This window comes from Staphylococcus sp. EG-SA-15, from assembly GCF_017151895.1.
In the GTDB taxonomy this organism is placed as follows: Bacteria; Bacillota; Bacilli; order Staphylococcales; family Staphylococcaceae; genus Staphylococcus; species Staphylococcus aureus.
This window is the reverse complement of record NZ_JACVZN010000001.1, coordinates 213089-237902: the sequence shown is the minus strand read 5'-3', so window position 1 is coordinate 237902 and position 24814 is coordinate 213089. Positions and strand designations below refer to the sequence as shown.

The 24814-nt window shown below is 32.6% G+C and carries 22 protein-coding genes; 17 read left to right on the top strand and 5 right to left on the bottom strand.

Features of this window, described 5'->3' with window-relative positions:
• The first annotated feature begins 76 nt into the window (after positions 1–76).
• From IDG64_RS01170 to IDG64_RS01160, 3 genes are all read left to right on the top strand, one after another.
• Positions 77–955: an EMYY motif lipoprotein gene (locus tag IDG64_RS01170; RefSeq protein ID WP_000724887.1), complete on the top strand. Its 879-nt coding sequence runs from the start codon at positions 77–79 to the stop codon at positions 953–955.
• Between the two features lie 153 nt (positions 956–1108).
• Positions 1109–1429, top strand: a complete 321-nt coding sequence (ytxJ, locus tag IDG64_RS01165; RefSeq protein ID WP_000985617.1) for a bacillithiol system redox-active protein YtxJ — start codon at positions 1109–1111, stop codon at positions 1427–1429.
• A gap of 424 nt (positions 1430–1853) precedes the next feature.
• Positions 1854–2978 (top strand): glycerate kinase, encoded by a 1125-nt coding sequence (locus IDG64_RS01160; RefSeq protein ID WP_000866739.1) that lies wholly within the window; start codon positions 1854–1856, stop codon positions 2976–2978.
• Between the two features lie 181 nt (positions 2979–3159).
• Here IDG64_RS01160 and pepT read toward each other — a convergent pair whose 3' ends face one another.
• From pepT to gdpS, 4 genes are all read right to left on the bottom strand, one after another.
• Positions 3160–4386: a peptidase T gene (gene pepT / locus IDG64_RS01155; protein ID WP_000795826.1), complete on the bottom strand. Its 1227-nt coding sequence runs from the start codon at positions 4384–4386 to the stop codon at positions 3160–3162.
• Between the two features lie 13 nt (positions 4387–4399).
• Complete coding sequence (locus IDG64_RS01150) at positions 4400–4894, bottom strand: threonine/serine exporter family protein (protein ID WP_000899890.1); 495 nt, start codon at positions 4892–4894, stop codon at positions 4400–4402.
• 17 nt (positions 4895–4911) lie between these two features.
• Positions 4912–5673 (bottom strand): threonine/serine exporter family protein, encoded by a 762-nt coding sequence (locus IDG64_RS01145; protein WP_001113406.1) that lies wholly within the window; start codon positions 5671–5673, stop codon positions 4912–4914.
• 195 nt (positions 5674–5868) lie between these two features.
• Entirely contained in the window at positions 5869–6939 is a 1071-nt protein-coding gene (gene gdpS, locus IDG64_RS01140) for a GGDEF domain-containing protein GdpS (protein WP_000460983.1), read from the bottom strand.
• Between the two features lie 317 nt (positions 6940–7256).
• On the opposite strand from gdpS, the gene IDG64_RS01135 reads away from it, so the two are divergent.
• Entirely contained in the window at positions 7257–8312 is a 1056-nt protein-coding gene (locus IDG64_RS01135; RefSeq protein WP_000258151.1) for a glycosyltransferase family 4 protein, read from the top strand.
• Between the two features lie 171 nt (positions 8313–8483).
• Here IDG64_RS01135 and IDG64_RS01130 read toward each other — a convergent pair whose 3' ends face one another.
• Complete coding sequence (locus IDG64_RS01130; protein ID WP_000192949.1) at positions 8484–9125, bottom strand: YigZ family protein; 642 nt, start codon at positions 9123–9125, stop codon at positions 8484–8486.
• Positions 9126–9268: 143 nt separating this feature from the next.
• On the opposite strand from IDG64_RS01130, the gene fakB1 reads away from it, so the two are divergent.
• The 13 genes from fakB1 to uvrA all read left to right on the top strand — a co-directional run bounded on the left by fakB1 (position 9269) and on the right by uvrA (position 24664).
• Positions 9269–10135 (top strand): fatty acid kinase binding subunit FakB1, encoded by an 867-nt coding sequence (gene fakB1 / locus IDG64_RS01125; RefSeq protein WP_000686342.1) that lies wholly within the window; start codon positions 9269–9271, stop codon positions 10133–10135.
• 363 nt (positions 10136–10498) lie between these two features.
• On the top strand, positions 10499–11581 hold the full coding sequence (locus tag IDG64_RS01120; protein ID WP_001813867.1) for an ATP-dependent helicase ComFA: 1083 nt from the start codon (positions 10499–10501) through the stop codon (positions 11579–11581).
• Positions 11574–12248 carry a ComF family protein gene (locus tag IDG64_RS01115; RefSeq protein WP_001057968.1) on the top strand — a complete coding sequence of 225 codons (675 nt, stop codon included), beginning with the start codon at positions 11574–11576 and terminating at the stop codon, positions 12246–12248. Before IDG64_RS01120 ends, IDG64_RS01115 begins: the two co-directional genes overlap by 8 nt.
• 60 nt (positions 12249–12308) lie before the next feature.
• Entirely contained in the window at positions 12309–12881 is a 573-nt protein-coding gene (hpf, locus tag IDG64_RS01110; protein WP_000617735.1) for a ribosome hibernation-promoting factor, HPF/YfiA family, read from the top strand.
• Positions 12882–13294: 413 nt separating this feature from the next.
• Positions 13295–15826, top strand: coding sequence for a preprotein translocase subunit SecA (gene secA, locus IDG64_RS01105; protein WP_000506531.1), 2532 nt, complete (start codon positions 13295–13297; stop codon positions 15824–15826).
• A gap of 41 nt (positions 15827–15867) precedes the next feature.
• Positions 15868–15972: a hypothetical protein gene (locus IDG64_RS01100; RefSeq protein ID WP_001790092.1), complete on the top strand. Its 105-nt coding sequence runs from the start codon at positions 15868–15870 to the stop codon at positions 15970–15972.
• A gap of 168 nt (positions 15973–16140) precedes the next feature.
• A protein-coding gene (gene prfB / locus IDG64_RS01095) for a peptide chain release factor 2 (RefSeq protein WP_010956549.1) occupies positions 16141–17251 on the top strand; the annotation gives its coding sequence in 2 pieces (ribosomal slippage) (positions 16141–16212 and positions 16214–17251; 1110 coding nt in all).
• A gap of 153 nt (positions 17252–17404) precedes the next feature.
• A complete protein-coding gene (locus IDG64_RS01090) occupies positions 17405–17512 on the top strand; it encodes a hypothetical protein (RefSeq protein WP_072360986.1) in 108 nt (35 codons plus the stop codon).
• A gap of 147 nt (positions 17513–17659) precedes the next feature.
• Entirely contained in the window at positions 17660–18499 is an 840-nt protein-coding gene (locus IDG64_RS01085) for a CHAP domain-containing protein (protein ID WP_000753321.1), read from the top strand.
• Positions 18500–18672: 173 nt separating this feature from the next.
• On the top strand, positions 18673–19323 hold the full coding sequence (locus tag IDG64_RS01080; RefSeq protein ID WP_000538141.1) for a YfbR-like 5'-deoxynucleotidase: 651 nt from the start codon (positions 18673–18675) through the stop codon (positions 19321–19323).
• Positions 19320–19556, top strand: a complete 237-nt coding sequence (locus IDG64_RS01075; protein ID WP_000638419.1) for a CsbA family protein — start codon at positions 19320–19322, stop codon at positions 19554–19556. The genes IDG64_RS01080 and IDG64_RS01075 overlap by 4 nt, the downstream gene beginning before the upstream one ends.
• A 268-nt stretch (positions 19557–19824) precedes the next feature.
• Positions 19825–21810, top strand: a complete 1986-nt coding sequence (gene uvrB, locus IDG64_RS01070) for an excinuclease ABC subunit UvrB (protein WP_000229236.1) — start codon at positions 19825–19827, stop codon at positions 21808–21810.
• 7 nt (positions 21811–21817) lie between these two features.
• Positions 21818–24664 carry an excinuclease ABC subunit UvrA gene (gene uvrA / locus IDG64_RS01065; RefSeq protein ID WP_000662681.1) on the top strand — a complete coding sequence of 949 codons (2847 nt, stop codon included), beginning with the start codon at positions 21818–21820 and terminating at the stop codon, positions 24662–24664.
• The last annotated feature ends 150 nt before the right edge of the window (positions 24665–24814 follow it).

The window sequence follows — 24814 nt, the reverse complement described above, 5'->3', positions numbered from 1 at the left end:
GTCTGGAATACTATAACATAATTCATTTTCATAATAAACATGTTTTTGTATAATGAATCTGTTAAGGAGTGCAATCATGAAAAAAATTGTTATTATCGCTGTTTTAGCGATTTTATTTGTAGTAATAAGTGCTTGTGGTAATAAAGAAAAAGAGGCACAACATCAATTTACTAAGCAATTTAAAGATGTTGAGCAAAAACAAAAAGAATTACAACATGTCATGGATAATATACATTTGAAAGAAATTGATCATCTAAGTAAAACTGATACAACTGATAAAAATAGTAAAGAATTTAAGGCACTACAAGAAGATGTTAAAAACCATCTCATACCTAAATTTGAAGCATATTATAAGTCAGCAAAAAATTTGCCTGATGATACAATGAAAGTTAAGAAATTAAAAAAAGAATATATGACGCTTGCAAATGAGAAGAAGGATGCGATATATCAATTAAAAAAATTCATAGGTTTATGTAATCAATCTATCAAGTATAACGAAGACATTTTAGATTATACGAAACAATTTGAAAAAAATAGATACAAAGTTGAATCAGAAATTAAATTAGCTGATAATAAAAGTGAAGCAACTAATCTTACGACAAAATTAGAACATAATAATAAAGCGTTAAGAGATACTGCGAAGAAGAACCTAGATGATAGTAAAGAAAATGAAGTAAAAGGCGCGATTAAAAATCACATTATGCCAATGATTGAAAAGCAAATTACCGATATTAACCAAACTAATATTAGTGATAAGCATGTTAATAATGCAAGGAAAAACGCAATAGAAATGTATTACAGTCTGCAGAACTATTATAATACACGTATTGAAACAATAAAGGTTAGTGAGAAGTTATCAAAAGTCGATGTAGATAAGTTGCCGAAAAAGGGTATAGATATAACTCACGGCGATAAAGCCTTTGAAAAAAAGCTTGAAAAATTAGAAGAAAAATAACTATAATCATTTTTCAAAGTTAAAAATTTTGAATTTATGGTTAACATGTCAACTTACTATGTGTATAATGGTAAACATTGATATTAACTATATGTATAAAAATGTCACGCAGATGCTATTTAAATGTGATAAATATTTTTAGAGGTGAATAGAGTGGCTATAAAGCTAAGTTCAATTGACCAATTTGAACAGGTTATTGAGGAAAATAAATATGTTTTTGTATTAAAACATAGTGAAACTTGTCCAATATCGGCAAATGCGTACGATCAATTTAATAAATTTTTATATGAACGCGATATGGACGGTTATTATTTGATTGTCCAACAAGAACGCGATTTGTCAGATTATATTGCTAAAAAAACGAACGTTAAACATGAATCACCTCAAGCATTTTATTTTGTAAATGGTGAAATGGTTTGGAATCGAGACCACGGTGATATCAATGTGTCGTCATTAGCACAAGCAGAAGAATAATGAAACTATAGGGTTGGAACATTTTGCCTTACACTACTAGACGTGAATAGCACAACTTAAATTCGTGTGAATCAGAGTAGTTTGGCTATAATGATGTTCTGACCTTTTATTTTATGTCACCTTTAGAAGCAGTTAAGTTAGTACTTTTTTACAAACATATGTATAATGTATTCGAGTATTTTTATTGAAAATATTTTGGAAAACGACGAATCCAATAAGAAAATTTAAACATGATTTGTAAGTTAGTTTAATAGGAAATATATGCTAAACCAAAAGAAGCATACTGTTATTTACTGGAATAATTAATAATCATGTCATGTTAAATGTTCGCATATAATCACGAGATAAAATCTAAAATTTAAGATTAATCTTTTATGAATAAAAAACGTATCACAACAAATAATAAAGTAAGGTGGTCAAGGTTATGAAAGTATTAGTAGCCATGGATGAGTTTCATGGAATTATTTCGAGTTATCAAGCTAATAGATATGTTGAAGAGGCAGTTGCAAGCCAAATTGAAACTGCAGATGTAGTTCAAGTACCATTGTTTAATGGAAGACATGAATTATTAGATTCTGTATTTTTATGGCAATCTGGGCAAAAGTATCGTATACCAGTACATGATGCAGATATGAATGAAGTTGAAGGTGTTTACGGACAAACTGATACAGGGATGACCGTTATCGAGGGGAATTTATTTTTAAAAGGTAAAAAACCAATTGTTGAACGAACAAGTTATGGTTTAGGAGAAATGATTAAACATGCATTAGATAATGACGCAAAACATGTTGTAATTTCACTAGGTGGGATTGATAGTTTTGATGCTGGTGCAGGTATGTTACAAGCATTAGGTGCTCAATTCTATGATGACGAAGGGCGTGTCGTAGATATGAGACAAGGTGCTGGTGTAATTAAATATATTCGTCGTATGGATATGTCGAACTTACACCCTAAAATGGAAACAGCAAGAATTCAAGTAATGTCGGATTTTTCAAGTCGATTATATGGTAAGCAAAGTGAAATCATGCAAACTTATGATGCGCATCAGTTGAATCATAATCAAGCAGCAGAAATCGATAATTTAATTTGGTATTTTAGTGAGTTATTTAAAAGTGAATTGAAAATTGCAATTGGTCCAGTTGAACGTGGTGGTGCTGGTGGTGGAATTGCAGCAGTCTTGAATGGACTGTATAAAGCTGAAATATTAACCAGTCATGCATTAGTAGACCAACTAACACATTTAGAAAATTTAGTTGAACAAGCGGATTTAATTATTTTTGGAGAAGGATTAAATGAAAATGATCAGTTGCTAGAAACGACAACATTGCGTATTGCAGAACTTTGTCATAAACATCAAAAGGTTGCCATTGCAATTTGTGCAACTGCTGAAAAGTTTGATTTATTTGAATCACAAGGGGTTACAGCAATGTTTAATACATTTATCGATATGCCAGAAACTTATACTGACTTTAAAATGGGATTACAAATTAGGCATTATACGGTTCAGTCTTTAAAACTGTTGAAAACACATTTTAATGTTGAGGTTTAGTAAAGAAGGACTAAATTGGTGATGCTGTCATGTTGGTTAATAACATTTATGATGGTTAGCAAAACGAATTAGAAGATCGAAAGTATACGTAAAAAATATGAAAAATCACGCTATCATTGCACTGAATGTTAGCGTGATTTTTTTATTAATTAAGCCTGAGTTGGTATATAATCGTTGGTTTTTAGTGATTTTCAGCGATATCTTCTACAATTCCAATGATTACTTGTACTGCTTTTTCCATAACATCAATGGATGCATATTCATATGGGCCGTGGAAGTTACCGCAACCTGTAAAGATGTTTGGAGTTGGTAACCCCATAAATGACAATTGTGAACCATCTGTACCACCGCGAATAGGTTCAGTGTTTGCTGGAATATCTAATTTGGCAAAGACACGTTTAGGTATATCAATAATATGAGGCAATGGTAATATTTTTTCTGCCATATTGAAATATTGATCCGATATATCAACTTTAACTGGATAATTTTCAAAATGGGCATTGATATCGTCACGTATTTCTAAAATACGTTTCTTACGCAATTCGAATTGTTTTTTATCATGATCACGAATAATGTATTGCAAAGTTGCTTTTTCAACAGTTCCTTCAAAGTTCATTAAGTGATAAAAGCCTTCGTATCCTTCTGTTCGCTCCGGAACTTCACTATCAGGTAGCAAACTATCGAATTGTTCACCTAAACGTATTGCGTTTACCATTGCATTTTTAGCTGAACCAGGATGAACATTTACACCGTGGCATGTAATAACCGCTTCAGCAGCGTTAAAGCTTTCATATTGTAATTCTCCATATTGACTACCATCCATAGTATAAGCAAAATCAGCATTGAAGCGGTCAACATCAAATTTATGTGGACCACGACCGATTTCTTCGTCTGGTGTAAATCCAATGCGAATGGTACCATGTTTAATTTCTGGATGTTCTTGTAAATAACAAATAGCTTCCATAATTTCCACAATACCCGCTTTATCGTCTGCACCTAGTAACGATGTACCATCAGTTACCATTAATGTATGACCAACTAAACTGTTAAGTTCTGGAAATACTTTAGGATCTAAGACACGTTTAGTATTGCCTAGTTTGTATGGCTTACCATCATAGTTTTCAATAATTTGCGGTTTAACATTTGAAGCATTGAAATCAGGTGATGTATCAACATGCGCCAAAAATCCAACTGTTGGGACGTCGACATCGATGTTACTTTCTAATGTAGCAAATAAGTAGCCATTTTCATCTAAATCAGTTGGCAATCCTAATTGTTGTAATTCTTTTTCTAATAAATGTAACAAATCCCATTGCTTTTCAGTTGAAGGTGTTGTTGTAGATTTTGGATCAGATTGCGTATCAATTGTCGTATATCTTGTTAATCTATCTATCAATTGGTTCTTCATTATATTCGACCCCTTAAACTCTATTATTCATGTTGTAAGATTTTTTATATGTCTTACCTTTGATTTTACCATACAGTTGTTTGATACGTGTGTATAGGTAATATAGAATTTCAGAAACTAATATACCGAAAGCAATCGCACCTGAAATCAGTGTAACTTCTAAAAATGTATTTACAGCACTTGTATAATCATTTGATACTAAAAAACGAGTCGCTTGATAAGCTGCACCACCAGGTACTAATGGTATAATGCCTGGCACTATGAATATAATTACCGGTCGTTTATATCTGCGACTCATAGTATGACTCATTAAGCCTAAAATTAAGCTTCCCAAAAATGAAGCGCCAACTTTTCCAAACTCTAAATCTACCGTTAATTGGTAAATCGTCCATGCAATGGCACCCACAAATCCACATGCTACTAAGAGGCGTTTGGGTGCATTGAAAATGATAGAGAAAAGTACTGTTGATATAAAGCTGATTGTAAAATGAAATAAATAAAATAGCATGCTTTAACAGTCCTTCCTTAAATGATTAATAAAACGATTGCGACACCAGCACCGATTGCGAATGCTGTTAATGCAGCTTCAACACCACGAGACATACCTGCAAGTAATTCACCCGCTAATAAATCTCGAATGGCATTGGTAATTAATATACCAGGGACAAGTGGCATGACACTGGCTATAGTAATGATATCTTGATTGGTTGCAATGCCTAATTTAGTAAATGTGGCTGCAATGGATATGACCACAGCGGCTGCAACAAACTCTGAGAAAAATTTAATTTGTATATAGCGTTGCACAAAGCTGAATGTTAAAAATGCGGATCCGCCAGCAATGACTGCAATCCAACAATCTGATGCGACACCACCAAACATAAATAGGAAGAAGCCACATGCAATGGCAGCTGCAAAGAAATTCGTTAAAAAAGAATATTGTAATGATGCATGCTGTAAATGAATAAATTCAGATTTAGCTTCATCAATTGTGAGTTCTTTATTTGATATTTTACGTGAAAGACTATTCGTTAAAGCAATTTTCTCTAAATCTGTTGTACGCTCTTGTACACGAATTAATCTTGTACTTGTTCGATCATTTAATGAAAAAATAATTGCAGTTGAACTGACAAAACTATATGTATTATGAAGACCATAACTATGTGCGATACGGTTCATTGTATCTTCAACTCGATATGTTTCAGCACCTGATTCAAGTAAAATTCTACCTGCAATTAATACAACATCAATCACTTTGTTTTCATCTATAATTGTGATTGAATCTGGCATATCAATTCACCTCCAATGATATGTGTTATTTATTTGAACAATTGAAGTTTACAACTTGTTGTTACAACTTTCAATAGTGAGACTTTGTGTTAGTATGATGAACTTGTATGGTTCAAATTTAAATAAGAAAAACTGTTAATCTTTGCTATTATACTATGATTTAATAATAGCAAAGGATTAACAGTTTTGTCGTTGTTATAAATTGATAATAGGGTTAAACATTACTTTGTTTCGCCCTTGATTTTTGGCTACATGCACCATATCGTCTGCATCTTTAAACACTTTACGCTGTGATTTTGGATCGTCATCTGTTAAATAACCAACACCGATAGACACTGACAATTTAATAACTTCTTTGTTTGGTAAATGGAATGATGATTTTTCAACACCCGAACGAATATTTTCAGCTAATTTAACACTTTGATCAAGTGAATAATTGTGAATGACAACTGAGAACTCTTCGCCACCATTTCTAAAAATTTTAAATTGATTCGGCACATAGTTTTTAAGTAATTGAGACATTTGTTTTAATACAGCATCACCTGATTTGTGTGAGTAGGTATCATTGACATCTTTAAATCCATCGATATCGATTAATAATAAAGCGATACTTTGATGTTCTTTTTCAGCTTTTCGTGAAATTTCATTTAAATGTCTATCAAATTCTTTTACATTACCTAAGCCTGTTAAGTAATCATATTTATCTTCGTTTTCATAACGATTTACGAGTGAGAAGAAATGCCAAATATCGACAAATGTTATCGCTGAAGCTAAAGTGATAATTAATGAAATTGGTATTAAAATGATAACTTCCGATAGTGTGTAAATAGGACTCACTAACGCGACACCAAATAAAATGATTATTGTAACAACATTAAGTATTAATAATGATAGCACATCATTTTGTTTTAAAAATGGTCCAATAGCACTTGTTACTGCAGCAATAACAATCAACGTAACACCGTACATAATCGAGTTGTTAAATACTACAATTTCAACAATTGCTACAATTACTGTGGCAGATAATGTATAGACCATATTTGTAAATCTACCTAAAAACAATAAAGGAACGAATGTTAAGTGAATTAAATAATCTTCACGATAAGGGATAGGGTAGACAGATAATAATAATGATACGATTGTCATTAAAACAGTGACATAAGCCTTAGAAAAAACCATACGTTTGTTTTCTGAATACTGTAAGCGATGGAATAAATAGATTCCAGCGACTATAACAGATATATTGTATATAAATGCTTCGAACATGTCTGAATCGACTCCTTTAATTGACCACTAGCTATTGTAAGTGAAAACTTACAATTTGTCATTAGTTTACATATAAAATTAATGTATGATATAGACTTTGATGTTAAAATGTTGCCTTAAATGATATGATGAAAAAATGAATAATAGGCGATATATAAGAAATGAATCGTATAGTTGTAAATATGATATCATTGATTGAGCGAATTAATTTATAATAAAGCTATAAGATATACGTAGAAAATAGATATATCATTCTATAAAGACAATATTAAATAAATATAACGTTAAAAACAATTAATATCGATGAAGGTGAATAAATGGTTACATTATTACTAGTTGCAGTAACAATGATTGTCAGTTTGACGATAACACCAATTGTTATTGCAATATCGAAAAGATTAAATTTAGTTGATAAACCAAATTTTAGAAAAGTACACACTAAACCTATTTCAGTTATGGGTGGTACAGTGATTCTCTTTTCATTTTTAATAGGTATTTGGATTGGTCATCCTATTGAAACAGAAATCAAACCACTTATTATTGGTGCGATTATTATGTACGTACTTGGGCTTGTAGATGATATCTACGATTTGAAACCGTATATAAAATTGGCTGGTCAAATTGCCGCTGCCTTAGTAGTTGCTTTTTATGGTGTGACTATTGATTTTATTTCGTTGCCAATGGGTACAACGATTCATTTTGGATTTCTTAGTATTCCAATTACTGTGATTTGGATTGTTGCTATTACAAATGCAATTAACTTAATTGATGGACTCGATGGTTTGGCGTCGGGTGTTTCTGCAATCGGACTCATTACAATAGGATTCATTGCAATTTTACAAGCTAATATTTTCATAACGATGATTTGTTGTGTTTTATTAGGCTCTTTAATTGGGTTTTTATTTTACAATTTCCATCCTGCCAAAATATTTTTAGGTGATAGTGGGGCTTTAATGATTGGATTTATCATCGGATTCCTTTCTTTACTCGGATTCAAAAATATTACAATTATTGCATTGTTCTTCCCAATTGTTATCTTAGCAGTTCCATTCATTGATACTTTGTTCGCAATGATTCGACGTGTGAAAAAAGGGCAGCATATAATGCAAGCTGATAAATCGCATTTGCATCATAAACTATTAGCTTTAGGCTACACACATAGACAAACAGTATTATTAATCTATTCAATCTCTATTTTATTTAGTCTTTCGAGCATTATTTTGTATGTATCGCCACCATTAGGTGTTGTATTAATGTTTGTATTAATCATATTTAGTATTGAATTAATTGTTGAATTTACAGGATTAATAGATAACAACTACCGACCAATATTAAATTTAATTAGTCGGAAATCGTCACACAAAGAGGAATAGGGAATGAAAGCATAGCTGTATGGGATAATTTGTATTATATGGCTTTACTCTTTGCAATTTTTTATGTATTAAATTTCAAATATAAAAAAGCACTGCCATAAACGTGTACTTCAATTGTCGTTTAATAATACGCAATTGATATTTACCGTCTTATGATAGTGCTTTTTATTTTTATTCAGTTGGTATATCGAAAGGTAACTGCTTTGGAGTTTCTTCAGTCAAATCGAAATTTCCTGCAGTCATTTGATTTAAAAAGTTAATAAACGCTTCATAGTCACTTTTAACGACATCGATATAGTAGCTTACCTTATCAGTGTAAGTTTGGTTTCTTAACATAAAATGAGTTGAAGCTAATTCATATTCAAATTTACCAGTTTGATCATAATTCAGTGTTACTATACATGGTACTGCTTCTCGTAGTTCGACACGTCCGACATCATAAATGACGTCTCTAACAGCACCGCTATAGGCGCGAATTAAACCGCCACCACCTAATTTAATACCACCAAAATATCTTGTTACTACGACACACGCATTATGAACATCGAGCTTTTTTAATATGTCTAACATTGGGACACCGGCAGTTCCTGTCGGTTCACCATCATCATTCGCTTTTTGAATATTCATTTCAGGTCCAATAGTATATGCAGAACAATTATGAGTGGCATCTTTATGTTCTTTTTTTATTGCAGCAATAAATGCTTTAGCTTCATCTTCATTTTGAACAGGCTTGATGTGAGCAATGAATCTTGATTTACTAATCACATTTTCAATAATGTGTTCTTTTTTAACAGTAATGATATTTTGTGTCATAATAACTCCTTAATTCATAAGCTTAAGATTATTTAATCTTCATTATACACTGAAAATGACATGACTATAAATCGTTTGATTGCCATTTTCTTTTTAACTGAAATATTGTATCATTGCTATGAGTATATTTTAGGAGGACGACTATGAAAATTGCTGTGATGACCGATTCTACAAGTTATCTTTCGCAGGACTTAATCGATAAATATAATATTCAAATAGCGCCATTAAGTGTGACTTTTGATGATGGGAAGAACTTTACAGAAAGTAATGAAATAGCAATTGAAGAATTTTATAATAAAATGGCATCGTCTCAAACGATTCCAACAACAAGCCAACCAGCAATTGGCGAATGGATTACTAAATATGAAATGCTAAGAGATCAAGGTTACACAGATATCATTGTCATTTGCTTATCAAGTGGAATTAGTGGAAGTTATCAATCTAGTTATCAAGCAGGGGAAATGGTTGAAGGTGTTAATGTACATGCATTTGATAGTAAGCTTGCAGCAATGATTGAAGGATGCTATGTATTACGTGCTATTGAAATGGTTGAAGAAGGATACGAACCACAGCAAATTATTGATGATTTAACTAATATGCGTGAACACACAGGTGCATATTTAATTGTTGATGACTTAAAGAATTTACAAAAAAGTGGTCGAATTACTGGTGCTCAAGCATGGGTTGGAACATTATTGAAAATGAAGCCAGTTCTTAAGTTTGAAGATGGCAAGATTATACCAGAAGAAAAAGTTCGTACTAAAAAGCGTGCCATTCAAACATTAGAAAAGAAAGTATTAGATATTGTAAAAGACTTTGAAGAAGTAACTTTATTTGTCATAAATGGAGATCATTTCGAAGATGGTCAAGCGTTATACAAAAAGTTACAAGATGATTGTCCTTCAGCTTATCAAGTAGCATACTCTGAGTTTGGTCCAGTTGTTGCAGCACATTTAGGTTCTGGTGGATTAGGTTTAGGCTATGTTGGCAGAAAAATAAGATTAACATAATTATAAAATTTTAATAAAAGAGTCTATATTGTAATTGGAAATTATCTCTCGTATACATGGCTTTAAATGTTCATCATTTGAAAGCCAAAATGCTAAAGATATAAGAAAATCATTATAATATTAGGCTCTTTTTTACGTTGAAATGAGGTTTTAAGCATTAAACATTACGGGAAATTAATTCATCCTCAAACTTCACTTACTAATGAAAAAATTAAAAAAGAAGTAACAGGTGTCATCAAACAAAATTCAAACTATTATTGTGTTCAATGTGAAAGTACAAATCCAAAGCATTTTTATCAGTATGCTTCCTCAGTACATTCCAAGAAAATTGTATATTGCAGAAATTGTATATCACTGGGTCGAATGGATAATGTAACAAGATATAAAATAACAGAGAGTTCGCAAAGTTCATCACAAGCATATTATCATCTCTCATTTGCATTGTCGGAACAGCAGTCTTATGCCTCAGAACATATTGTTCGAGCCATTAGAAAGAGACAAACGATTTTGTTATATGCCGTAACAGGTGCAGGTAAGACAGAAATGATGTTTCAAGGCATTCAATATGCAAGAATACAGGGAGATAATATAGCTATTGTGTCACCACGTGTAGATGTTGTTGTAGAAATTAGTAAACGTATTAAAGACGCATTTCTTAATGAAGATATAGACATACTACACCAGCAATCAAGACAACAATTTGAAGGGCATTTTGTTGTATGCACAGTGCATCAACTTTACCGATTCAAACAGCACTTTGATACTATTTTTATTGATGAAGTCGATGCCTTTCCTATATCAATGGATAAAAATCTACAACAAGCATTGAAGTCATCTTCTAAAGTTGAACATGCAACAATTTATATGACAGCAACACCACCGAAACAACTTCTGTCAGAGATTCCCCACGAAAATATAATTAAATTGCCAGCTCGCTTTCATAAAAAATCACTTCCAGTTCCTAAATATTGCTATTTCAAACTTAATAATAATAAGATTCAGAAAATGTTATACCGAATTTTACAAGATCAAATTAATAATCAACGTTATACACTGGTGTTTTTTAACAATATAGAAACAATGATTAAAACATTTTCGGTTTATAAGCAGAAAATTACTAAATTAACATACGTCCATAGCGAGGATGTTTTTCGCTTTGAAAAAGTTGAACAATTAAGGAATGGACATTTCGATGTCATTTTTACTACGACAATATTAGAACGTGGATTTACAATGGCAAATTTGGATGTTGTTGTTATCGATGCACATCAATATACTCAAGAGGCTTTAATACAAATTGCTGGACGTGTTGGACGAAAATTAGAATGTCCTACTGGAAAAGTATTGTTTTTCCATGAAGGAGTAAGTATGAATATGATTCAAGCTAAAAAAGAGATTCAAAAGATGAACAAATTAGCATTAAAAAGAGGTTGGATTGATGAATAATTGTTTGAGTTGTGGTGCTAAGTTATATGAAAATATAACCATTTATAATTTGTTCAAGAAACCTAATAGATTATGTGACAGATGCAAAGAGAATTGGGACAATATTAAACTTGATATTAAAGCAAGGCGATGTTCAAGGTGCTTAAAACACTTAAATCAAAATGAAGCGTATTGTTTAGACTGCAAGTTTCTATCGGCACACTTTAATTTAATGGAACAATTATATTGTCAATTTCAATATGACGGTTTAATGAAAGAGATGATACATCAGTATAAATTTTTGAAAGACTATTATTTATGTGAATTATTGGCACATTTGATTGAAATACCACAAACATCTTATGACTATATTGTGCCAATTCCTTCTTCGCCGGCACATGATTTATCTAGAACATTTAACCCGGTAGAAGCAGTACTAAAAGCTAAAGGGATTCGCTTTGATAAGATTTTAAAGATGTCAAATAGACCAAAACAGTCTCATTTAACTAAGAAAGAGCGTCTGGCAGATGAAAATCCATTTATTATTGATACGGAATTAGATTTAAATGGCAAGGAAATATTACTCGTTGACGATATTTATACAACTGGATTAACAATTCATCGTGCAGGGTGTAAATTATATGCTAAAAATATCAGAAAATTCAAAGTGTTTGCGTTTGCACGATAGCGTAAAAATGTTAAAATATAATAAAGAGTTACCAATAAAGAGGTTTAAGGAGAGATTACTATGATTAGATTTGAAATTCATGGAGATAACCTCACTATCACAGATGCTATTCGCAACTATATTGAGGAAAAAATTGGTAAGTTGGAACGTTATTTTAATGACGTACCAAATGCAGTGGCGCATGTTAAAGTTAAAACTTATTCAAATTCAGCTACTAAAATTGAAGTAACAATTCCATTGAAAAATGTTACGTTAAGAGCTGAAGAGCGAAACGATGATTTATACGCAGGTATTGATTTAATTAATAATAAACTTGAAAGACAAGTTCGAAAATATAAAACACGTATTAATCGTAAGAGCCGTGATCGAGGAGATCAAGAAGTGTTTGTTGCCGAATTACAAGAAATGCAAGAAACACAAGTTGATAATGACGCTTACGATGATAACGAGATAGAAATTATTCGTTCAAAAGAATTCAGCTTAAAACCAATGGATTCAGAAGAAGCGGTATTACAAATGAATCTATTAGGTCATGACTTCTTTGTATTCACAGACAGAGAAACTGATGGAACAAGTATCGTTTACCGCCGTAAAGACGGTAAATATGGCTTGATTCAAACTAGTGAACAATAAATTAAGTTTAAAGCACTTGTGTTTTTGCACAAGTGCTTTTTTATACTCCAAAAGCAAATTATGATTATTTCATAGTTCGGTAATGTAATTTGTTGAATGAAACATAGTGATTATGCTAATGTTAATGGATGTATATATTTGAATGTTAAGTTAATAATAGTATGTCAGTCTATTGTATAGTCCGAGTCGAAAATCGTAAAATATTTATAATATAATTTATTAGGAAGTATAATTGCGTATTGAGAATATATTTATTAGTGATAAACTTGTTGACAACAGAATGTGAATGAAGTATGTCATAAATATATTTATATTGATTCTACAAATGAGTAAATAAGTATAATTTTCTAACTATAAATGATAAGATATATTGTTGTAGGCCAAACAGTTTTTTAGCTAAAGGAGCGAACGAAATGGGATTTTTATCAAAAATTCTTGATGGCAATAATAAAGAAATTAAACAGTTAGGTAAACTTGCTGATAAAGTAATCGCTTTAGAAGAAAAAACGGCAATTTTAACTGATGAAGAAATTCGTAATAAAACGAAACAATTCCAAACAGAATTAGCTGACATTGATAATGTCAAAAAGCAAAATGATTATTTAGATAAAATTTTACCAGAAGCATATGCACTTGTTAGAGAAGGCTCTAAACGTGTATTCAATATGACACCATATAAAGTTCAAATTATGGGTGGTATTGCAATTCATAAAGGTGATATCGCTGAGATGAGAACAGGTGAAGGTAAAACATTAACAGCGACAATGCCAACATACTTAAATGCATTAGCTGGTAGAGGTGTTCACGTTATTACAGTCAATGAATACTTATCAAGTGTTCAAAGTGAAGAAATGGCTGAGTTATATAACTTCTTAGGTTTGACTGTCGGATTAAACTTAAACAGTAAGACGACAGAAGAAAAACGTGAAGCATACGCACAAGACATTACTTACAGTACTAATAATGAGCTAGGTTTTGATTACTTACGAGATAACATGGTGAATTATTCTGAAGATAGAGTAATGCGTCCATTACATTTTGCAATCATTGATGAGGTTGACTCAATTTTAATCGACGAGGCACGTACGCCATTAATTATTTCTGGTGAAGCTGAAAAGTCAACGTCACTTTATACACAAGCAAATGTTTTTGCGAAAATGTTAAAACAGGACGAAGATTATAAATACGATGAAAAAACGAAAGCTGTACATTTAACAGAACAAGGTGCGGATAAAGCAGAACGTATGTTCAAAGTTGAAAACTTATATGATGTACAAAATGTTGATGTTATTAGTCATATCAACACAGCTTTACGTGCGCACGTTACATTACAACGTGACGTAGACTATATGGTTGTTGATGGCGAAGTATTAATTGTCGATCAATTTACAGGACGTACAATGCCAGGCCGTCGTTTCTCGGAAGGTTTACACCAAGCTATTGAAGCGAAGGAAGGCGTTCAAATTCAAAATGAATCTAAAACTATGGCGTCTATTACATTCCAAAACTATTTCAGAATGTACAATAAACTTGCGGGTATGACAGGTACAGCTAAAACTGAAGAAGAAGAATTTAGAAATATTTATAACATGACAGTAACTCAAATTCCGACAAATAAACCTGTGCAACGTAACGATAAGTCTGATTTAATTTACATTAGCCAAAAAGGTAAATTTGATGCAGTAGTAGAAGATGTTGTTGAAAAACACAAGGCAGGGCAACCAGTGCTATTAGGTACTGTTGCAGTTGAGACTTCTGAATATATTTCAAATTTACTTAAAAAACGTGGTATCCGTCATGATGTGTTAAATGCGAAAAATCATGAACGTGAAGCTGAAATTGTTGCAGGCGCTGGACAAAAAGGTGCCGTTACTATTGCCACTAACATGGCTGGTCGTGGTACAGATATCAAATTAGGTGAAGGCGTAGAGGAATTAGGCGGTTTAGCAGTAATAGGTACAGAACGACATGAATCTCGTCGTATTGATGACCAGTTACGTGGTCGTTCTGGACGTCAAGGTGATAAAGGGGATAGTCGCTTCTATTTATCATTACAAGATGAATTAATGATTCGTTTTGGTTCTGAACGTTTACAGAAAATGATGAGCCGACTAGGTTTAGATGACTCTACACCAATTGAATCAAAAATGGTATCAAGAGCTGTAGAATCAGCACAAAAACGTGTAGAAGGTAATAACTTCGACGCGCGTAAACGTATCTTAGAATACGATGAAGTATTACGTAAACAACGTGAAATTATCTATAACGAAAGAAATAGTATTATTGATGAAGAAGACAGCTCTCAAGTTGTAGATGCAATGCTACGTTCAACGTTACAACGTAGTATCAATTACTATATTAATACAGCAGATGACGAGCCTGAATATCAACCATTCATCGACTACATTAATGACATCTTCTTACAAGAAGGTGACATTACAGAGGATGATATCAAAGGTAAAGATGCTGAAGATATTTTCGAAGTCGTTTGGGCTAAGATTGAAGCAGCATATCAAAGTCAAAAAGATATCTTAGAAGAACAAATGAATGAGTTTGAGCGTATGATTTTACTTCGTTCTATTGATAGCCATTGGACTGATCATATCGACACAATGGATCAATTACGTCAAGGTATTCACTTACGTTCTTATGCACAGCAAAATCCATTACGTGACTATCAAAATGAAGGTCATGAATTATTTGATATCATGATGCAAAATATTGAAGAAGATACTTGTAAATTCATTTTAAAATCTGTAGTACAAGTTGAAGATAATATTGAACGTGAAAAAACAACAGAGTTTGGTGAAGCGAAGCACGTTTCAGCTGAAGATGGTAAAGAAAAAGTGAAACCGAAACCAATCGTTAAAGGCGATCAAGTTGGTCGTAACGATGATTGTCCATGTGGTAGTGGTAAAAAATTCAAAAATTGCCATGGAAAATAAATGATATAAAATAACTCCTTCCAATTAAACACCTATAGTTTGTGTTATGGGAGGAGTCTTTTTATTTTACAAGCGTTAAATACTTTAAAAAATGTGAAGAAGTTGTTAAACGTTGTTATGTACTTAGTTTTAAAAAATCGGTTTAGGCATATGTCGATGATAAATGTACTGATTTTTAACAATAAATGCATAAACTAATTGTCAGTGTGCTTATATTTCTTAACATTGTTATTTAACAAAATTATGTTAAAATTTAGCATTATAAAAGATACAAATCAATGACTTGAATTGAAATATAAATAGGAGCGAATGCTATGGAATTATCAGAAATCAAACGAAATATAGATAAGTATAATCAAGATTTAACACAAATTAGGGGGTCTCTTTGACTTAGAGAACAAAGAAACTAATATTCAAGAATATGAAGAAATGATGGCAGAACCTAATTTTTGGGATAACCAAACGAAAGCGCAAGATATTATAGATAAAAATAATGCGTTAAAAGCAATAGTTAATGGTTATAAAACACTACAAGCAGAAGTAGATGACATGGATGCTACTTGGGATTTATTACAAGAAGAATTTGATGAAGAAATGAAAGAAGACTTAGAGCAAGAGGTCATTAATTTTAAGGCTAAAGTGGATGAATACGAATTGCAATTATTATTAGATGGGCCTCACGATGCCAATAACGCAATTCTAGAGTTACATCCTGGTGCAGGTGGCACGGAGTCTCAAGATTGGGCTAATATGCTATTTAGAATGTATCAACGTTATTGTGAGAAGAAAGGCTTTAAAGTTGAAACTGTTGATTATCTACCTGGGGATGAAGCAGGGATTAAAAGTGTAACATTGCTCATCAAAGGGCATAATGCTTATGGTTATTTAAAAGCTGAAAAAGGTGTACACCGACTAGTACGAATTTCTCCATTTGATTCATCAGGACGTCGTCATACATCATTTGCATCATGCGACGTTATTCCAGATTTTAATAATGATGAAATAGAGATTGAAATCAATCCGGATGATATTACAGTTGATACATTCAGAGCTTCTGGTGCAGGTGGTCAGCATATTAACAAAACTGAATCGGCAATACGAATTACCCACCACCCCTCAGGTATAGTTGTTAATAACCAAAATGAACGTTCTCAAATTAAAAACCGTGAAGCAGCTATGAAAATGTTAAAGTCTAAATTATATCAATTAAAATTGGAAGAGCAGGCACGTGAAATGGCTGAAATTCGTGGCGAACAAAAAGAAATCGGCTGGGGAAGCCAAATTAGATCATATGTTTTCCATCCATACTCAATGGTGAAAGATCATCGTACGAACGAAGAAACAGGTAAGGTTGATGCAGTGATGGATGGAGACATTGGACCATTTATCGAATCATATTTAAGACAGACAATGTCGCACGATTAATATATATTTTAAAACCGAGGCTCTAAAAGGGCGTCGGTTTTTGGTTTTTTTAAAGGTAGCTAAATAAATTGTAAATTAGATTTTGGAATATGATTTGTTTATGAATATTTAAGTACAATTCGGTAGATAGAGTTAGAATATATTTTTTGAAAGTTGTATTTGTTAAAACAACATATGCAGTGTGCATTTAGTAATATTACCTATGGCGATTTTCAAGGTATTGAATTAATCGTTGAAAACGTTCTCAATTACATGGTATGAATACATTTTACACTATGATAAAAGGTTGTATTCTTTTTATATTGTTAACCATTTGATTACATCGTTATAACAATAGCTTTTGACAAAATGTATTGTGCTATAGTATTTGCATACTTAAAATACTAACAGCAAAGGAATGACAGCAAGATGAAAAAAACTCTTACAGTGACGGTTTCGTCAGTGTTAGCTTTTTTAGCTTTAAATAATGCAGCACATGCACAACAACATGGCACACAAGTAAAAACACCTGTTCAACATAATTATGTATCAAATGTTCAAGCACAAACGCAATCACCGACAACTTATACAGTAGTTGCTGGCGATTCATTATATAAGATTGCATTAGAGCATCACTTAACGTTGAATCAATTATATTCATACAATCCTGGTGTAACACCTTTAATTTTTCCTGGTGACGTGATTTCACTTGTGCCTCAAAATAAAGTGAAACAAACTAAAGCGGTTAAAACACCAGTAAGAAAAGCAAGCCAAGCTAAAAAGGTAGTAAAACAACCTGTACAACAAGCGTCTAAAAAAGTAGTAGTTAAGCAAGCACCTAAGCAAGCAGTAGCTAAGACAGTTAATGTAGCATACAAACCTGCTCAAGTACAAAAATCAGTACCAACTGTACCTGTTGCACATAACTACAATAAATCAGTTGCTAACAGAGGGAACTTATATGCTTATGGAAACTGCACATATTATGCTTTCGATCGTCGTGCACAATTAGGTAGAAGTATAGGAAGTTTATGGGGCAATGCAAATAACTGGAATTACGCAGCAAAAGTTGCAGGATTTAAAGTAGATAAAACACCAGAAGTTGGCGCTATTTTCCAAACAGCTGCTGGCCCATATGGACATGTTGGTGTTGTTGAATCTGTAAACCCTAATGGAACAATTACTGTTTCTGAAATGAACTATGCTGGATTTAATGTTAAATCTTCAAGAACAATTTTAAATCCAGGAAAATATAATTACATCCACTAAGTAATATATCAAGACAAGACTATCCTCTTAGCCTGTTTAAGTAACAGGTTGAGAGGATTTTTTGGTATCATTTAATCAGAGTTATATAAAGAAGATATTTAAATGATATTTAATTGATTGATATGTAAAAAGAAAGTATAATTTATGATTAATTAATGGAGGAGGTAATTGAAATGGGTGTACATCAATATTTTAAAAGATTATCAGATATGGAAAGACTTATAAGATTACCTGGAAAATTTAAATATTTTGAACACAATGTTGCAGCACACTCCTTTAAAGTAACTAAAATTGCTCAATATCTAGCAACAGTTGAAGAATATCATGGACGAAAGATTAATTGGAAAAGCTTATATGAAAAAGCATTAAATCATGATTTCGCCGAAGTGTTTACTGGTGATATAAAAACACCTGTTAAATATGCGAGTAGTGAATTAAAAAAATTATTTTCGCAAGTTGAAGAAGAAATGGTAGAGACCTTTATTGAAGAAGAAATTCCACTACAATATAGAGATGTTTATAAGCAACGACTGCAAGAAGGTAAAGATGATTCATTAGAAGGCCAAATACTTTCAGTTGCTGATAAAATTGATTTGCTTTATGAAACATTTGGAGAAATACAAAAACGTAATCCCGAAGAATTATTTTTCGAAATTTATGAAATGAGTCTAGAAACAATTATTCAATTTGACCATTTAGCATCTGTACAAGATTTTATTAATAATATCATTCCAGAAATGTTGACTGAAAACTTTATACCTAGAACAGAATTAAGAGAAACAACCATGAACATTTTAAATAAAAGAAAAGAGGAAAATGAATGATATGGTATTTTAGCGCAGCATTCTTTCCATGTGTCTTGGTAGTATTATTTAGTGTAATAACAAGAAGTAAATGGGTCGGTACTATTCTGACATTAATTTTAATTGGTGCCTCAATCTATAAAGAGTATTTCCATAACGAGTGGATTATTTTTATTGATGTAGTGTCATTATTAGCTGGTTATTTAATTATAGATCAACTCGAATTTCATAAACATCAAGATGAAGATCGCTAAGATTAACTTTAAAATAATGTTTCAAACAAATTTGTTGAAACAAAATGATGATTAATATAATGTGTATTTACATACTAAAAATAACAAGATAAACGATTTGATTTAAGGCAAGCATAGTTAGCACAACTATGTTTGTTTTTCTTTGTTCGACATTTTTACGAACAAACGTTTGCTTTTTGTGTGACTACTTTGCTAAAATATGTAATGAGAAAGCAAAGAGTTGAGCGGAAATATAAATAATACGTTGAAAGAGGAGGCATATGTGACAATGGTTGAACATTATCCTTTTAAAATACATTCTGATTTTGAGCCTCAAGGTGATCAACCGCAAGCAATTGAAGAAATCGTGGAAGGTATTAAAGCGGGGAAAAGACATCAAACTTTATTAGGTGCTACTGGCACAGGGAAAACATTTACGATGAGTAATGTTATTAAAGAAGTTGGGAAACCAACGTTAATTATCGCGCATAACAAAACATTAGCAGGACAATTATATAGTGAGTTTAAAGAATTTTTTCCTGAAAACAGGGTGGAATACTTTGTAAGTTACTATGATTATTATCAACCAGAGGCATACGTACCGTCTACTGACACTTTTATTGAAAAAGATGCCTCAATCAATGATGAAATTGATCAACTACGACATTCTGCTACAAGTGCATTATTTGAACGCGATGATGTAATTATTATTGCTAGTGTAAGTTGTATATATGGTTTAGGTAATCCTGAAGAATATAAAGATTTAGTAGTAAGTGTTCGAGTTGGTATGGAAATGGATAGAAGTGAATTACTTAGAAAACTTGTAGATGTGCAATATACACGAAATGACATCGATTTCCAACGAGGAACGTTTCGAGTGCGTGGTGATGTAGTTGAAATATTCCCAGCCTCTAAAGAAGAACTTTGTATAAGGGTTGAGTTTTTCGGCGATGAGATTGACCGTATCCGAGAAGTTAACTACCTAACAGGTGAAGTGTTGAAAGAAAGAGAACATTTTGCGATATTCCCAGCTTCTCACTTCGTAACACGTGAAGAAAAGTTGAAAGTTGCGATTGAACGTATTGAAAAAGAATTGGAAGAACGATTGAAAGAATTACGAGATGAGAATAAATTACTAGAAGCGCAAAGGTTAGAACAGCGTACCAACTATGATTTAGAAATGATGCGAGAGATGGGATTCTGTTCAGGAATTGAAAACTATTCCGTACATTTAACTTTGCGACCACTGGGTTCGACACCATATACTTTATTGGATTACTTTGGCGATGATTGGTTAGTAATGATTGATGAATCACATGTGACATTACCGCAAGTTCGAGGCATGTATAACGGAGACAGAGCGCGTAAACAAGTTTTGGTGGATCATGGGTTTAGATTACCGAGTGCATTAGATAACCGTCCACTTAAATTTGAAGAATTTGAAGAAAAGACAAAACAACTTGTGTATGTATCTGCAACGCCTGGACCATACGAAATTGAACATACGGATAAGATGGTTGAACAAATTATTCGTCCTACTGGTTTACTGGATCCTAAGATTGAGGTTAGACCTACTGAAAATCAAATTGACGATTTATTAAGTGAAATTCAAATAAGGGTTGAGCGTAATGAACGCGTACTTGTTACAACGCTCACTAAAAAGATGAGTGAAGATTTAACCACATACATGAAAGAAGCGGGTATTAAAGTTAATTATCTGCATTCAGAAATCAAGACATTAGAACGAATCGAAATAATTAGAGACTTACGAATGGGTACATATGATGTTATCGTAGGTATTAATTTATTAAGAGAGGGTATTGATATACCAGAAGTTTCTCTAGTTGTCATATTAGATGCAGATAAAGAAGGATTTTTACGTTCTAACCGCTCATTAATTCAAACAATAGGTAGAGCTGCGCGTAACGATAAAGGTGAAGTCATTATGTATGCCGATAAAATGACTGATTCGATGAAGTATGCAATTGATGAGACACAACGTCGTCGAGAAATACAGATGAAACATAATGAAAAACATGGTATTACACCTAAAACAATTAATAAAAAAATACATGATTTAATTAGTGCTACTGTTGAAAATGACGAAAATAATGACAAAGCACAAACTGTGATACCTAAGAAGATGACGAAAAAAGAACGTCAAAAGACAATCGACAATATAGAAAAAGAAATGAAACAAGCAGCGAAAGATTTAGATTTCGAGAAAGCTACAGAATTAAGAGATATGTTATTTGAATTAAAAGCAGAAGGGTGACAAGTAAATGAAAGAACCATCCATAGTAGTAAAAGGTGCTCGTGCGCATAACTTGAAAGATATTGATATCGAACTACCTAAAAATAAATTAATTGTTATGACAGGTTTATCTGGGTCAGGTAAATCGTCATTAGCATTCGATACTATATATGCTGAAGGACAACGACGTTATGTTGAATCATTAAGTGCCTATGCGCGTCAATTTTTAGGCCAAATGGACAAACCAGATGTTGATACAATTGAAGGATTATCGCCAGCAATTTCAATAGATCAAAAAACAACAAGTAAAAATCCAAGATCAACTGTAGCAACAGTAACAGAAATATATGATTATATACGTTTGTTATATGCACGTGTTGGTAAACCTTACTGTCCAAATCACAATATAGAAATTGAATCGCAAACAGTACAACAAATGGTTGACCGCATTATGGAATTAGAGGCACGTACAAAGATTCAATTATTAGCACCTGTCATCGCTCATCGTAAAGGTAGTCATGAAAAGCTAATCGAAGATATTGGTAAAAAAGGTTATGTACGTTTAAGAATCGATGGCGAAATTGTTGATGTAAATGATGTACCTACTTTAGATAAGAACAAGAATCATACAATAGAAGTTGTTGTAGACCGATTAGTTGTTAAAGATGGAATTGAAACACGACTAGCTGACTCTATAGAAACTGCCTTAGAGCTTTCAGAAGGACAATTAACAGTCGATGTCATTGACGGGGAAGACCTTAAGTTTTCAGAAAGCCATGCTTGTCCTATATGTGGATTTTCAATCGGAGAGTTAGAACCAAGAATGTTTAGCTTTAACAGTCCTTTTGGTGCTTGTCCGACATGTGATGGCTTAGGCCAAAAGTTAACAGTCGATGTAGACTTGGTTGTTCCCGACAAAGATAAGACGCTAAACGAAGGTGCAATAGAACCTTGGATACCGACGAGTTCTGATTTTTATCCAACATTGTTAAAACGTGTTTGTGAAGTTTATAAAATCAATATGGATAAACCTTTTAAAAAGTTAACAGAACGTCAACGTGATATTTTATTGTATGGTTCTGGTGACAAAGAAATTGAATTTACATTTACACAACGTCAAGGTGGTACTAGAAAACGAACAATGGTTTTCGAGGGTGTAGTTCCTAATATAAGTAGACGATTCCATGAATCTCCTTCAGAATATACACGTGAAATGATGAGTAAATATATGACTGAACTACCTTGCGAAACTTGTCATGGAAAGCGATTGAGTCGTGAAGCGTTATCTGTTTATGTAGGTGGTTTAAATATTGGTGAAGTAGTCGAATATTCAATCAGTCAAGCGCTGAACTATTATAAAAACATTGATTTGTCAGAACAAGATCAAGCGATTGCAAATCAAATATTGAAAGAAATTATTTCCCGACTTACTTTTTTAAATAATGTGGGACTTGAATATTTAACGTTAAACAGAGCTTCAGGTACACTTTCAGGTGGTGAAGCACAACGTATTCGATTAGCAACGCAAATTGGATCGCGTTTGACTGGTGTCTTATATGTATTAGATGAGCCATCAATTGGACTGCATCAAAGAGATAATGATCGATTAATTAATACACTTAAAGAAATGAGAGATTTAGGAAATACTTTAATTGTAGTTGAACACGATGATGATACAATGCGTGCGGCTGATTACTTAGTGGATATAGGTCCTGGTGCTGGTGAACATGGAGGACAGATTGTGTCTAGTGGTACTCCTCAAAAGGTAATGAAAGATAAAAAATCATTAACAGGACAATACTTGAGTGGTAAGAAACGTATTGAAGTACCTGAATATCGCAGACCGGCTTCAGATCGTAAAATTTCTATACGTGGAGCTAGAAGCAACAATCTTAAAGGGGTTGATGTGGACATACCACTATCAATCATGACGGTTGTTACAGGTGTATCAGGTTCTGGTAAAAGCTCATTAGTAAATGAAGTATTATACAAATCATTAGCTCAAAAAATTAATAAATCTAAAGTAAAGCCAGGATTGTACGATAAGATTGAAGGTATTGATCAACTTGATAAAATTATTGATATTGATCAATCACCGATAGGTAGAACGCCACGCTCTAATCCAGCAACATATACTGGTGTGTTTGATGATATACGTGATGTGTTTGCGCAAACAAATGAAGCTAAAATTCGAGGATATCAAAAAGGGCGTTTTAGTTTTAATGTAAAAGGTGGACGCTGTGAAGCTTGTAAAGGTGACGGTATTATTAAAATTGAAATGCATTTTTTACCTGATGTTTATGTTCCTTGTGAAGTGTGTGATGGTAAACGATATAATCGTGAGACACTAGAGGTTACTTACAAAGGTAAAAATATTGCTGACATTTTAGAAATGACTGTTGAAGAAGCAACACAATTTTTTGAAAATATTCCTAAGATTAAGCGCAAGTTACAAACACTAGTTGATGTTGGTCTTGGATACGTCACATTAGGTCAACAAGCTACAACGTTATCAGGTGGTGAGGCTCAACGTGTGAAACTTGCATCTGAACTTCATAAACGTTCAACTGGTAAATCTATTTATATCCTAGATGAACCGACAACAGGGTTACATGTTGACGATATTAGTAGATTATTAAAAGTATTAAACCGATTAGTTGAAAATGGTGATACTGTTGTAATTATTGAACATAACCTAGATGTTATCAAAACAGCAGACTATATTATCGACTTAGGTCCTGAAGGTGGTAGTGGCGGTGGTACTATTGTTGCGACTGGCACACCCGAAGATATTGCTCAGACAAAGTCATCATATACAGGAAAGTATTTAAAAGAAGTACTTGAACGAGATAAACAAAATACTGAAGATAAATAAGATTAAAAGAAGTGAAGGATGTTATAAATTTATCCTTCGCTTCTTTTTATTAATTTAGTAATGAATAGTAGAAAGAAAAGATGCGTAAAAAGAATTATGTTAAGATAGGGTCAATCTAGAGTAGTTAAACATAAATCGAACTGGGAGTGG